Raw genomic sequence first — 13363 nt, 5'->3', positions numbered from 1 at the left:
GCGACGGGACGCCCGCCAGCAGGTCAGCGACTCGCCTGGATCGTGGGATGCGCGAGCTCCAGCCGGTAGCCGCGTTTGACGACGGTCTTGACCAGGTCACGCCGACCGGCGGCCTCGCGCAGCCGCGCGACGGCGACCTCGACGGCGTGCGGGTCACGGGAGCTGCCGGGCAGGACGTCGAGCACCCGCTCGCGCGGCACGACGTCGCCGCCCGCGGCGGCCAGCAGCCGCAGCACCTCGACACCGGTGGGCGACAGCGGCAGCACCTGCGAGTCGAGGACGGCGACCCGTGCGCGGATGACGAGCGGCCCGGCGACGGTGGCGAGCGCCACGGACTCCAGGTGGTCGTAGTGGCCGACCAGCGAGCGCACCAGCGCCCCCAGGCGCCCGCGCTCGGGCTGCAGCGTCGGCACGCCGCGCGACTCCAGGGGGCGCGCGGTCACCGGCCCGACGGCGGCGGCCACCATCTCCCCGTCGGCGAACCGCGCCACGACCGCGTCCCGCAGCCCCTGCGCCTCGACGGCGCGCATCCACGCCTCGGCTCCCGGCGCGGACGTGAACGCGACCGCGTCGATCTCCCCCGCGGCGGCGGCGCGCACGGAGGCCTCGACCGCGGCCGGGTCGGGCGGCGGGCCCCAGCGGTAGACCACGAGGGCCGACACCCGCGCGCCCGCCGTCGCGAAGACGCCGTCGAGCCCGTCGGCACCCGCGCCGTGGTGCTGGATCGCGACGTGCAGCCCCGACACGCCCTCGCTGAGCAGGACCTCCGCGACCTCGGCGGACGTCTCCGACTCCGCGACCCAGTCGGCCTGCAGGCCCGCCGCCTGGATCGCTCCCCGCGCCTTCGGCCCCCGCGCCACCAGGCGCGCACGGCCCAGCACGGCGAGCAGGTCGTCCGCGACGCCGTGCGCGTCGGCGGCCTCGACCCAGGCGCGGAACCCGACGCCCGTCGTGACGACGACGACGTCGGGCTCGTCGTCGAGCAGGGCGCGCGTCGCGGCGATCAGCGTGTCGTCGTCCACGTGCGACACCATGCTCAGCGCGGGGGCGTGCCGGATCGTGGCCCCGCGGCGCTCGAGCGCCGCCGCGAGCTCGCCGGACCGGCGGTCGGCCGTGACCAGGACGGTGCAGCCGGCCATGACCTGGCCCAGCGCGGGCCGGGTGGCCTCAGCCACCGGCCCCTCCCACGGCTCCTGCGTCACGCGCGACCTCCAGCAGCTCCTCGTCGGCGACGTCGCCGATCACGACCACGGCCGGCGCACGGACCCCGACCTCCTCGGCACGCTTGGCGGCGAGGTCGAGCCCGGTGCGCGTGACCCGCTGGTCGGGCAGCGAACCCCGCTCCACGATAGCGACGGGGGTGCCGGGCGCGGCACCGGCGTCCAGCAGGCGGGCCACGATGCCGGGCAGGGCCGCCACCCCCATGAGCACGACGAGCGTCGCCGCGCGGGAGGTGACGCACGCGACGGAGACCGGGTCGAGGACGGGGCCGGCCGCGCCGCCCTCGCGGGTGTGGCCGGTGACGACGTGGAAGGCGGTCGTGGTGCCGCGGTGCGTGAGGGGGATGCCGGCGAGCGCCGGAGCGGCGAGCGCCGACGAGACCCCCGGCACGACCTCCACCGCCACGCCCGCCGCGCGGCACGCCGCGACCTCCTCGCCGCCGCGGCCGAGGACGAACGGGTCGCCGCCCTTGAGCCGCACGACGTGCTGCCCCGCGAGCGCGCGGGCGACGAGGAGCGCGTCGATCTCCGGCTGCGGCAGCGTGTGCCGCCCGGGCGTCTTGCCGACGTCGACGACCTCGACGCCCGGGCCCAGGTCGTCGAGCACCTCGGTGGGGACGAGCCGGTCGGTGACGACGACGTCCGCCGTGGTGATCGCCCGCCACGCGCGGTAGGTGAGCAGGTCGGCGGCCCCCGGTCCGGCGCCGACGAGCGTCACCCGGCCGGGCCGTCTCGGGCCGGGCGGAGCGGTGGTCATCCGAGCCCCACGTGGACCACGCCGCCCGTCACGACCACGGGGAACGCGGCCAGGTCCGCCGCGAGCCCGTCGCGGGGCTCCTTCCCGGCGGCGTCGAGGCAGCGCCCGGTGGCCAGCTCGAACACCTGCTTGTACACGGGTGCGGCGACGGTCGGGGTGCCGCGGCGGGTGCCGACGATGCCGCGGGACATGACGTTCGCGCCGGAGTACGGGTCGAGCTGCTGGACGGCGTGCACCGTGCCGTCGACGAGCCGGAAGATCGCGACCTGCAGCTCCTCGCCGTCCGACGCCGTGACGAGGGCCGCGGCGCCGCGCTCCGGTGCCAGGGCGTCGAGCGGGCAGACGGCGGTCCAGCCGGGCCCGTCGACGGACGGGTCGGCGGGGAGCGGGGCGAGGGTGGTCATGCGCGCACCTCCAGGATCGGGCCGGACACGAGAACGGGGTCGGCAAGTCCCCCGGCCACCTCGTCGGGGGTGGCGGGCCGCTTCTGGCCGCGCTCGGGGACGTACGCGAGAGCGGGGTCGGGCGTCGTGGGGGCGTTGACGAACGACCCGAACCGGGCGAGCTTGTCAGGGTCGGACAGGACGGCCTTCCACTCGTCCTCGTACCCGTCGACGTGGGCCGCCATCGCGGCGTCCAGGTCGGCGCCGATGCCGAGGGAGTCGTCCATGACGACGGCGCGCACGCCCTCGAGTCCGCCGGAGACGTCGTCGAGCCACGGGGCCGTGCGCTGTAGCCGGTCGGCCGTGCGGACGTAGTACATGAGGAAGCGGTCGATGGTGCGCAGGAGCGTCGCGTCGTCGAGGTCCTCGGCCAGCAGCCGCGCGTGCCGCGGCGTCTGGCCGCCGTTCCCGCCGACGTAGACGTTCCACCCCTTGTCCGTGGCGATGACCCCGACGTCCTTGCCGCGGGCCTCCGCGCACTCGCGGGCGCAGCCCGAGACCCCGAGCTTGAGCTTGTGCGGCGACCGCAGCCCCCGGTAGCGCAGCTCGAGCCGCACGGCCATGCCCACGGAGTCCTGCACGCCGAAGCGGCACCAGGTGGAGCCGACGCACGACTTCACGGTGCGCAGCGACTTGCCGTACGCGTGGCCGGACTCGAACCCCGCCGCCACCAGCCGCTCCCAGATCTGCGGGAGCTGCTCGACGCGGGCGCCAAACATGTCGATGCGCTGGCCGCCGGTGATCTTCGTGTAGAGCCCGAAGTCCTTCGCCACCTGCCCGACGACGATCAGCCCCTCGGGCGTCACCTCGCCGCCCGGCATGCGTGGCACCACGGAGTAGGTGCCGTCCTTCTGCATGTTGGCGAGCATGTGGTCGTTGGTGTCCTGCAGCGCCGCCTGCTCGCCGGCGAGGATGTGCCCGTTGCCGAGGCTCGCGAGGATCGACGCGACGACGGGCTTGCAGACGTCGCAGCCCCGCCCCGTGCCGAACCGCTCGATGATCTCGCTGAACGTGTGCAGGTCGGCCACGCGCACGGCGTCGAAGAGCTGCGCACGGGAGAGCGAGAAGTGCTCGCACAGGGCGTTGCTGACCTCGACTCCCGCCTTGGTCAGCTCGGTCCGGGTGAGCTTGGTGACCAGCGGCAGGCACGCCCCGCACGTCGTGCCGGCCCGGGTGCAGGCCTTGACCCCGGCGACGTCGGTGCACCCGTGCTCGTCGACCGCGCCGCGGATCGTGCCCGCCGAGACGTTGTTGCACGAGCAGACGGTGGCGTCGTCGGGCAGCTCGAGCGCCGGCGCGCCCCCGCCCTCGGGCAGCAGGAACGCCGACGGGTCGCCGGGGAGCTCGGCCCCGAGCATCGGGCGCAGGGACGCGTAGGGCGCGGCGTCGCCGACGAAGACGCCGCCGAGCAGGGTGCGCGCGTCGTCGGCCATGACGAGCTTCTTGTACACCCCTGCGACGGGGTCGGCCCAGACGATCTCGACGGCGCCGGAGGTGCGCCCGTGCGCGTCGCCGAAGCTCGCGACGTCGACGCCCGACAGCTTGAGCCTGGTCGCCGTGTCCGCACCGGGGAAGGTCGCCCCGCCGCCGAGCAGCCGGTCGACCACCACCTCCGCCATGGTGTTGCCGGGAGCCACGAGGCCGAGGCAGCGGCCCTCGATGCAGGCGACCTCGCCGATCGCCCAGACGTGCGGGTCGGCGGTGCGGCAGGTGAGGTCGACGACGGTGCCGCCGCGCTCGCCGACCTCCAGGCCCGCCGCGCGGGCGAGCTCGTCGCGCGGGCGCACGCCCGTGGCCAGGACGACGACGTCGACGTCGAGCCGGCCGCCGTCGGCGAAGTCCATCCGGCCCACGTGGCCGGTGCGCCGGTGCGGGCGGAGCTCCTTGGTCGCGGTCTCGGCACGCACCGCGATGCCCTTGTCGTTGATGAGCCGCTTCAGCGCGTGCCCGCCGCCGAGGTCGATCTGCACGCCCATGAGGTGCGAGCCGAACTCGATCACCGTGGCCTGCGCCCCGAGCGCCTTGAGGGCGCCCGCGGCCTCCAGGCCGAGCAGCCCGCCGCCGACGACGGCGCCGCGCACCGGCCGCTCGACGACGCCGCCGCGCGTGGTGACGCGCCCGGTCTCCCGCTTCGCCTCGACCCAGCCGCGCAGCGCGGCGACGTCGTCGATGGTGCGGTAGACGAACACGCCCGGCAGGTCGTGACCGGGAATGGGCGGGACGGCGGCGCTGGACCCGGTGGCCAGCACGAGCTCGTCGTAGGGGTGCACGCGGCCGAGCCGGTCGGTGACGGTGCGGGCCCCCCGGTCGATCGCGGTGATCGCGCAGTCGCGGTGCAGCTCCACCAGCGGGTCGTCCCACAGCGCCGGGTCGCCCAGGGTGAGCTCCTCGGCGTCGCGCACCTCGAAGTACCGGGTGAGTCCGACGCGGTCGTACGGCGTGCGGGGCTCCTCGGCGAAGACGCTGACGCGCCAGGCGCCGGCGTCGTCCCGGGAGCGCAGCGCCTCGACGAAGCGCTGCGCCACCATGCCGCCGCCGACGACGACCACGTGCCGCCGGTCGTCCGGCCGCGGGCCGGGGGGCTGCTCACTGCCCTGCGTTGTCGTCATGGCCCGACGCTACGAAGCCGCCGTGTCGCCGCCGTCAGGCCCCGGTTACCTGCCGGGAACATCTGCCTCACGCCCGAAACACTTCAGGCGAGAGGAGCTGCCGCGGGTGCTCAGGCGCCGGGGACCACCACCGTCGGCCCCTCGTCGGACGTGGGGACCTGGAAGCCGTCGTGGAAGGCGGCCGCGACCTCCGGGGCGAGCAGCACGTCGTGGGCGTGCGCGCCGGTGCGCGCGGCGACCCGGGCGAGGGCCACGTCGCGCGGCGTGTCGACGTACACCACCAGCGTGTCCGCGCCGTGGGCGGCGCCGAGGGCCCGGTACTCGTCGCGCGAGGCCCGCGACCAGAACGACGAGTCCACGACCACGTCGTGGCCGCGGGCCAGCAGGTCGGCCACCCAGGCCCGCAGCGCCGCCGCGACCCGCCGCGCGTCGTCCTCCGGCAGCGGGTGCCGGGCCGCGTGCGTCGTCTCCCACGCGAGCTCGTCGACGGACGCCACCGCGTACCCCGCGTCGGCGTACCGACGGGTGTGGGTGGACTTGCCGGCGCCCGCGGGGCCGCACATCAGGACGAGGCGGCTGGTCACGGACGTGACGCTACCCTCGGCGCCCATGGACCCGCGCACGACGACGAATCCCCTGGTCCGCGCCGGCGGCCGTGCCCTCGGCCGGCTCAACGCCCGGCACCCGTGGAACCACAACGACCACTTCCACGGCTGGGTCGTGCGGCGCCTGCCGCGGCGGCGCCTGCGCGCCCTGGACGTCGGGTGCGGCACGGGCACCCTCGTGGACCGCCTGCGCCGCGAGGTCGTCGAGGTGGTGGGGCTCGACGTCGACGCCTCGATGGCCGAGGTCACGCGCACCCGGTTCGCCGGTGACCCCGCCGTCACCGTGCGCCACGACGGCTTCCTCGACCTGCCCGCCGACGGCTCGTTCGACGTGGTGACGATGGTGGCCTCGCTGCACCACATGGAGCTCGAGGCCGCGCTGCGCCACGCGGCCGGGGTGCTGGCCCCGGGCGGACGGCTGCTGGTCGTGGGGCTCGCCCGGCTCGGCTCGCCCCGGGAGCTCGCCGTCGACCTGGTCTCGTCGTTCGTCAACCCCGTGGTCGGGCTGGTGAAGCACCCGCGCGTCGCCGTCCCCGGCCCGGACGACGAGACCGACGCCGAGGACGGGCCGGCCATGCCGGTGCGCGACCCGTGCGAGACGTACGGCGAGGTCGCCGCGACGGCCCGGCGCGTGCTGCCCGGCGCACGCTTCCGGCAGCGGCTGTTCTTCCGCTACACGCTCGAGTGGACGCGCCCCCCGGTGCCGTCGAGCACGCCGTCGCCGTCCGGAGCAGCTCGCGGCCCAGGGGGTGTCGTTTTCGCACCTGACGGCTGAGCGGGACCGTCGATCTCCCTGCTGTCGCCAGTCCGCCGACGCGGGATGTTCCCGCTCGCCGGGAACATCCCGCCACCGGGGAGCCATGACCGTTCATGCGTCGCGAGTGCCGCCGGCCCGACACCTCTGAAAAAGGGACCCCCACCCGCGCCGGCGCGGCGGCCGTCAACCGCGGCGTCCGGGAACCGCGGGCGTCTCCGGACGGACCTCCCGGGCGGGCGCGTCCCGCACGAGCCACTCCACCAGCCCGCACACGGCGTCCGTGCAGCTGCCGCAGCCGGTGGTGGCGCGGGTGGCCCGTGCGACGTCGTCGACGGTCTCGCCCCCGTCCGTCACGCACGCCGCGATGTCGTGCTTCGTGACGCCGTTGCAGCGGCAGACGGTCGCGTCGTCCGGCATGTGCTCCGGTGACGACGCGGGCTCCGCGGCCGGCATCACCGGCGTGAGCAGCAGGAACGCCGGGTCGGCGGGCACGGGCGTGCGGCGGGTGTAGGCGGCGGTGAGGTCGGCGGCCACGCGCGCGTCGCCGACGCAGGTGGCGCCCACCAGCACGCCGTCCGCCACCACCGCCTCGACGTACCGGCCGGCGGCCGGGTCGCCGAGCCGCACGGCCCGCTCCCCCGCGACCGGGGTCCGGCGGGACCCGCACCGACCCATCGCGACGACGCTCAGCGCGCCCGCCTTGACCTTCACGACGTCGGTCCCCCGGGTGTCGACGCCGCGGCCCCCGACCCCGCGGGCCGCCGGCGCGCGGGACGACAGCAGCGTGCCCAGCCGCACCGCCATCGACGGCCCCCCGTCCTCCCCCGGCATCCGCAGGTGCGCCCGGGGCCGGCCGGGGGCGCCGGCCGCGGGGCCGGGGCGCCCGGCCGCGAGGGACACCAGGTGCTCGGCGAGCCGTCGTGCCTGGTCCCAGCCCTCGGCGACGAGCCCGCGCGACCCCTCGGGCGGCTGCGCGCAGTCACCGACCGCGAAGACGCGGGGGTCGGTGACGCTCGCCAGCCCGGGCCCGACGACGACCCCGCGGTCGACGGCGAGCCCCGCGCGCCGGGCGAGCGACGTCTCGGGGACGGTGCCGCAGGCCAGCACGACCAGCCCCGCGCCGAGCACCTCGTGGGGGTCCGCACGGGGCGCCGCGGCGGGCACCGTGCCCGTGAGCCGCACCCCCACCGCCCGCCCGCCGACCACCAGCACCTCACCGGGCCGCACCCCGGTGCGCACGACGACGCCCGCCGCCTCCAGCCCGGCACGCAGCACCGCGCCCGCCTCGTCGTCGAGCTGCCGGTCCATCGGCGCGGCGGCGCCGTGCACGAGCGTCGTCGCCAGCCCGCGTGCGGCGAGCCCGAGCGCGACCTCCACGCCCAGCACCCCGCCCCCGACGACCACCGCGCGGGGCGCGTTCACGGTCGCGGCGACCACCTCGCGGGCGTCGTCGAGCGTGCGCAGCGCGTGCACCCCTGCGGGCAGCGCGCCCGGGTCGCCGCCGAGGCCGGGGACCGCGGGGACGCGCGCGCTCGCGCCGGTGGCGAGCACGAGGTGGTCGTAGGGGTGGCGTCCGCCGTCGTCGGTCAGCACGACCCGGGCGTCACGGTCGACCGCCACCGCGCAGGTGCCCCGCAGCACGCGGGCGTTCCCGCCGTCGGCCACGGGCATGCCGATCGCGGCGACGTCCGTGCGCCCCGCCACCACGTCGGACAGCAGCACCCGGTTGTACGGCTCGTACGGCTCGGCGCCCAGCACGGTGACGTCGAGGACGCCGTCCGCGTCACGACGCGCCAGCTCGTCGGCGAGGCGCGCGCCCACCATGCCGTTGCCGACGACGACGACGCGCCGCGGCACGCGCAGCCCAGGCCCGCTCATGCGGGCACCGGGGTCACCGACACCGCGCAGACCTTGAACTCCGGCATCCCGGAGACGGGGTCCACGGCGTCCGACGTGACCCGGTTGACGCTGCCTTCTCCGCCCCAGTGGAACGGCATGAAGACGGTGTCCGGGCGGACGGCGTCGGTCCAGCGGGCCGTGGCCTCCACGACCCCGCGCGCGGACGCGAGCCGGGCCCGGCCGCCGTCGGGCACGCCCAGCCGCGTCCCGAGCAGCGGGTGCAGCTCGACGTACGGCTCGGGCACGAGGCGCTCCAGCTCGGGCACCCGGTGGGTCTGGGCGCCGGACTGGTAGTGCTGCAGCACCCGCCCCGTGACCAGGTACGTCGGCGCGCCGGGGCGCACGTCGTCGGCCGGGCCGGCGTGGTCGACGACGACCATCCGCGCCCGGCCGTCGGGCGTCGCGAACCCGTCGAGGAACATCCGCGGCGTCCCGGGGTGCTCCCCGGGCGGCCCGGCGGGACAGGGCCAGTACAGGCCGGGTCCGCCGGCGGCCTCGTGCGCGTCGAGGCGGGCGTGGCTCAGGCCCGAGTAGTCGGCGGGCCCGCCCGCGGACGCCCGCGCGAGCTCGTCGAAGACGGCGGCCGGGTCGGTCGGGAAGGCGTCCCCGGGGACGTGGCCGGCGCCCAGGCGGCGCGCCAGCTCGGCCAGGATCCACAGCTCGGACCGCGCCTCGCCCGGCGCCTCGACCGCCCGGCGGCGCCGCAGCACCCGCCCCTCGAGGTTCGTCATCGTGCCCTCCTCCTCGGCCCACTGGGTGGTGGGCAGCACGACGTCGGCCAGCCGCGCGGTCTCGGACGGCACGACGTCGCACACGACCAGCAGGTCGAGGGCGGCGAGGCGCTCGCGCACCCGGTCGGCGTCGGGCGCCGACACGACCAGGTTGGAGCCGTGCACCAGCAGCGCCCGCGGCCCGCCCGCCGTCCCGAGCGACGCGAGCATCGCGACGGCGGGCCTGCCGGGCCCCGGCAGGGAGCCCGGGTCCACACCCCACACGCCGGCGACGTGCTCACGGGCGGCGGGGTCGTCGATCCGGCGGTACCCCGGGAGCTGGTCGCACTTCTGCCCGTGCTCGCGCCCGCCCTGCCCGTTGCCCTGCCCGGTGAGGCAGCCGAACCCCGAACCCGGCAGGCCGGGCAGGCCCAGCGCGAGGGCGAGGTTGATCGCCGCCGTCACGGTCGCGGTGCCCTGGGTGGACTGCTCGACGCCGCGCCCGGTGAGCACGTAGGCGCCCCGGCCCCCTCGGGCGGGGGACGCCGCCGCGAGCAGCCGCGCCACCCGGCGCAGGTCCTCGGCGGGGACGCCGCACACGGTCTCGGCCCGCTCCGGCCACCACGCGGCGACCGAGCGCGCCACGTCGCCCGACCCCGACGTCCGGGCGGCGAGGTAGGCCCGGTCCGCGAGCCCCTCCGCGAGCAGCACGTGCAGCAGCGCGAGCAGCACCACCAGGTCCGTACCGGGCACCGGCTGCAGGTGCACGCCCTCGGCGCCCCCCGCCAGCCGCGCCGTCGCCGACCGGCGGGGGTCGACGACGACGAGCCCGCCCGCCGCGCGCGCCCCGGCCAGGTGCGCCGCGAACGGCGGCATCGTCTCCGCCACGTTCGAGCCGAGCAGGAGGATGACGTCCGCGCCCGCCAGGTCGGTCACGGGGAACGGCAGCCCGCGGTCGACGCCGAACGCCCGGGTCCCCGCCGCCGCGGCCGACGACATGCAGAACCGCCCGTTGTAGTCGATGTGGGGCGTGCGCAGCACGGTGCGGGCGAACTTGCCCAGCGCGTACGCCTTCTCGTTCGTCAGCCCGCCGCCGCCGAACACCGCCACCGCCTCGGGGCCGCGCTCGGCGGCGAGGGCCGCGAGGCGCCCGGCGACGAGGTCGAGCGCGTCGTCCCACGTCGCCGGCGCGAGCTCGCCGTCGGCACCCCGCACCAGCGGCGTCGTCAGCCGGTCGCCGGCGCGCAGCACGGACGCGCTGGTCCAGCCCTTCTGGCACAGGCCGCCGCCGTTCGTCGGGAACTGCCGCGGCGTCACCGTGACCGGCAGCCGGGGCCGCCCGCCGGCGTCGGTATCGACGACGCCGGGCCGGGCCGGCGTGAGGTCCATGCCGCACTGCAGGGCGCAGTACGGGCAGTGCGTCGCGACCGGACCGTCCCCCGCGGCGGCCGTGGCCGGCGTCATACGCGCGCCGCCCGCATCGCCGACCCGCGCCGGGCGTACACGGCCCACGTGACCGCGCCCATCACGACGTACGCCGCGACGAACACCCACAGCGCCGGGACGAGCGACCCGGTGGCCGACGTCGAGATCGCGAACCCGCGCGGGACCAGGAACCCGCCGAACGCCCCGACGGCGCCCGCGACGCCGATGCAGCCCGCCGCGGCCCGCGCCGTCGCCGCCGCGTCGCGGCCGGCCCCTGCGACCCGGAACGCCGCGGGGATCATCCGGTACACCGACCCGTTGCCGACGCCCGTCGCGACGAACAGCAGCAGGAACGAGCCGAAGAACAGCGGGAAGCTGTGCCTGCCGAGCGCCGCCACCGCACCGGCGGCCCCGGCGATCATCACGGCGTAGCAGGCCACCGTGACGACCGCTCCCCCGACCCGGTCGGCGAGCATCCCGCCGAGCGGCCGCGTCACCGAGCCGACGAGCGCGCCCAGGAACGCCAGCGACAGGGACACCTCGGGGAACTGGCCCGCGAGCAGCGTCGGGAACGCCGCGGAGAACCCGATGAACGACCCGAACGTGCCGATGTACAGGAACGAGATCACCCAGGTGTGCGGCTCGCGCACGGCGACGACGAACGACCGCGGGTCCGCCTTCGCGGCCGCCAGGTTGTCCATGAACCGCCACGCGAGGAACGCGGCCAGCACGATGAACGGGACGAACATCAGGCCGGCGCGCTCGAGCGCGACGCCGGCCCCGGTGACGGTGCCGCCGACGATGACGAGCGGCACCGCGAGCTGCACGGCCGCCGTGCCCAGGTTCCCGCCCGCGGCGTTCCACCCGAGCGCCGCGCCCTTGGACCGCTCGGGGAAGAAGAACGAGATGTTTGCCATCGACGAGGCGAAGTTGCCGCCACCGAAGCCCGCGAGCGCCGCCACCGCCAGCATCACGCCGAACGACGTGTCCGGGCGCTGCACCGCCCATGCCAGCGCGAGCGTGGGGACCAGCAGCAGCGACGCCGACACGACCGTCCAGGTGCGCCCGCCGAACACGGGCACGGCGAGCGTGTACGGGATGCGCAGGGTCGCGCCCACGAGCGACGGGACCGCGATGAGCCAGAACAGCTGGTCGGTGGTGAACGCGAAGCCCGCGGCCGGCAGCTGCGGCACGACGATCGACCACAGCGCCCACACGCAGAAGCCGAGGAACTCCGCGAAGACCGACAGGACGAGGTTGCGCCGCGCGACCCGCCGCCCCTCGTCCGCCCAGAACACCCGGTCCTCGGGGTCCCAGTGCTGGATCCACCGCCCGCGGCGGGTGGCGGCCGGGGCCGGTGCCGGGACCGTTGCCGTGGCCGGTGACGTCGTCGGAGCAACCATCGTGTCCTCCAGTGCGTGGGCGGTGCCACGACGCTAGGAACCCGGTGTTTCCGGCCCGGACGTGCGGGCGTGAAATGCGCGTGAGAACGAACGCACACCACGGCGCGACGGGCTGTGAGGCTCAGCGGTCCCCCGCCAGGATGCGCTGCTCCACCTCGCGGAGCTCCGGCCCGGGCTCGAGGCCCAGCTCGCCGACGAGGGTGCAGCGCGCGGACCGGTAGGCGGCGAGCGCGTCGGCGCGCCGGCCGCAGCGGTCGAGCGCCGTCATGAGCAGGACGTGCAGCCGCTCCCGCAGCGGGTGCAGGCAGACCAGCCCGGCCAGGTCGGCGACGGCCGTCTCGTGGCGCCCGCACTCGAGCTCGGCGGCGTAGAGCTGCTCGATCGCGACGTTCCGGCGCTCGGCGAGCCGGCCGGTCTGCGGCGCGAGCGGGCCGAGGTCGAGACCCTGGAACGGCTCGCCCCGCCAGAGCTCCGTGGCCGACCGCAGCAGCGCCGCCCGTCGCCGCGGGTCGTCGGACTCGGAGGCTCGCCGCAGGGCGTCGTCGAAGAGCTGGGCGTCCAGCTCGCCCGGGCGCACGCGGAGCAGGTAGCTCCCGGCGTCGAACACGAGCCGTCCCGGGTCGCCGAGTGCGCGCCGCAGCCGGTGGACGGTGAGCTGCAGCCGCTGCAGGTCGGCCGGGCCGTCGCAGTCCCACAGCGCGTCGAGCAGGGACTCCGCCGGGACGGGCGCGTTGGCGCGCGCGAGCAGGAGGGCGAGGAGCCCGACCCGGACCGCTCCGCACACGGGCGGCACGCCCGGCCCGGGCGTGACCCGCACCGGCCCCAGGACCTCGAAACGCATGTCGTCCCCCTTCTCAGGACTGCCGTCGCCACGCCGGGCTCCCCCCTGCCCGGTCAGGCTTCCCACTCCCCACAAGAGGTGATCGGGGCGACGAAAGTACGAGGAAAGTGACCGGCGTCACGGTGGGAGGCATCAGGTCGTCGAGGTCCTCCGGGCCGCCCTCGACGACGCACCCCCGGCCCGGCACGAAGGATCACGATGCGACACAGCACACGAAGGACACTGGCGGCCGCAGCCGCCGCAGCCGCAGGCCTGGGGCTCCTGGGCAGCACCGCGGCAGCCGCCACGCCCACGCCCGACGGCCCCGCGGCCGCGGCCACGTGGAACAGCACGGGCGCCACCTGGAACGACCCGAACGACACGGGAGGCGTCTCCGTCTACGAGCGGGCGTCCAAGCTCAGCACGGGCGAGGACATCCTGGGCCAGTTCATCGCCTACGGGGAGAAGATCAGCGTCTTCGACCGCCACGACAACGACCGCAAGGCGATCGTCAAGCTCTGGGTCGGTGGCAGCGGCCCGGCCGTCTTCTACGGCAACGGCGACGGCACCGAGCGGGTCATCAACGAGTCGTACGGCGAGGGCCAGGCCGTGTACCTGCAGGTCTGCACCTCCGACTCCGCGAACGCCGTCTGCTCGGACCGGACCCACCGGGGCCGGTCGTGAGGGCTGCGAGAGCAACCGTGAGGGACGAACG

At 76.4% G+C, this 13363-nt stretch carries 11 protein-coding genes; 2 read left to right on the top strand and 9 right to left on the bottom strand.

All coding sequences use genetic code 11. From position 1 onward, the window contains the following. Positions 1-23 precede the first annotated feature (23 nt). The 5 genes from IEW03_RS12120 to IEW03_RS12100 form a co-directional block, all read right to left on the bottom strand. Positions 24-1139 carry a uroporphyrinogen-III synthase gene (locus tag IEW03_RS12120; RefSeq protein WP_188523995.1) on the bottom strand — a complete coding sequence of 372 codons (1116 nt, stop codon included), beginning with the start codon at positions 1137-1139 and terminating at the stop codon, positions 24-26. Between the two features lie 28 nt (positions 1140-1167). Then, positions 1168-1977: a uroporphyrinogen-III C-methyltransferase gene (cobA, locus tag IEW03_RS12115; RefSeq protein WP_188523934.1), complete on the bottom strand. Its 810-nt coding sequence runs from the start codon at positions 1975-1977 to the stop codon at positions 1168-1170. Further along, positions 1974-2381, bottom strand: a complete 408-nt coding sequence (nirD, locus tag IEW03_RS12110) for a nitrite reductase small subunit NirD (protein ID WP_188523933.1) — start codon at positions 2379-2381, stop codon at positions 1974-1976. The genes cobA and nirD overlap by 4 nt, the downstream gene beginning before the upstream one ends. Then, positions 2378-5029, bottom strand: a complete 2652-nt coding sequence (nirB, locus tag IEW03_RS12105; protein WP_188523932.1) for a nitrite reductase large subunit NirB — start codon at positions 5027-5029, stop codon at positions 2378-2380. The genes nirD and nirB overlap by 4 nt, the downstream gene beginning before the upstream one ends. A gap of 110 nt (positions 5030-5139) precedes the next feature. Continuing rightward, positions 5140-5613: a P-loop nucleotide/nucleoside kinase family protein gene (locus IEW03_RS12100; protein WP_229737947.1), complete on the bottom strand. Its 474-nt coding sequence runs from the start codon at positions 5611-5613 to the stop codon at positions 5140-5142. 25 nt (positions 5614-5638) lie between these two features. Between IEW03_RS12100 and IEW03_RS12095 the strand changes: the two genes are divergently transcribed. Beyond that, positions 5639-6409 carry a class I SAM-dependent methyltransferase gene (locus IEW03_RS12095; protein ID WP_188523931.1) on the top strand — a complete coding sequence of 257 codons (771 nt, stop codon included), beginning with the start codon at positions 5639-5641 and terminating at the stop codon, positions 6407-6409. Between the two features lie 165 nt (positions 6410-6574). Here the strand turns inward: IEW03_RS12095 and IEW03_RS12090 are convergent, their stop codons facing one another. From IEW03_RS12090 to IEW03_RS12075, 4 genes are all read right to left on the bottom strand, one after another. Further along, complete coding sequence (locus IEW03_RS12090; protein WP_188523930.1) at positions 6575-8269, bottom strand: FAD-dependent oxidoreductase; 1695 nt, start codon at positions 8267-8269, stop codon at positions 6575-6577. Continuing rightward, positions 8266-10464, bottom strand: coding sequence for a molybdopterin oxidoreductase family protein (locus IEW03_RS12085; protein ID WP_188523929.1), 2199 nt, complete (start codon positions 10462-10464; stop codon positions 8266-8268). The genes IEW03_RS12090 and IEW03_RS12085 overlap by 4 nt, the downstream gene beginning before the upstream one ends. After that, positions 10461-11828 (bottom strand): MFS transporter, encoded by a 1368-nt coding sequence (locus IEW03_RS12080; protein ID WP_188523928.1) that lies wholly within the window; start codon positions 11826-11828, stop codon positions 10461-10463. The genes IEW03_RS12085 and IEW03_RS12080 overlap by 4 nt, the downstream gene beginning before the upstream one ends. A gap of 121 nt (positions 11829-11949) precedes the next feature. Further along, on the bottom strand, positions 11950-12669 hold the full coding sequence (locus IEW03_RS12075) for an AfsR/SARP family transcriptional regulator (RefSeq protein ID WP_188523927.1): 720 nt from the start codon (positions 12667-12669) through the stop codon (positions 11950-11952). A 198-nt stretch (positions 12670-12867) separates the two neighbouring features. On the opposite strand from IEW03_RS12075, the gene IEW03_RS12070 reads away from it, so the two are divergent. Continuing rightward, complete coding sequence (locus IEW03_RS12070; protein WP_188523926.1) at positions 12868-13332, top strand: hypothetical protein; 465 nt, start codon at positions 12868-12870, stop codon at positions 13330-13332. Positions 13333-13363: the final 31 nt, after the last annotated feature.

Source organism: Isoptericola cucumis (assembly GCF_014635665.1).
Lineage (GTDB): Bacteria > Actinomycetota > Actinomycetes > Actinomycetales > Cellulomonadaceae > Isoptericola > Isoptericola cucumis.
Note: the sequence above shows the minus strand (reverse complement) of the source record. Positions and strands in the feature narration are given on the sequence as shown.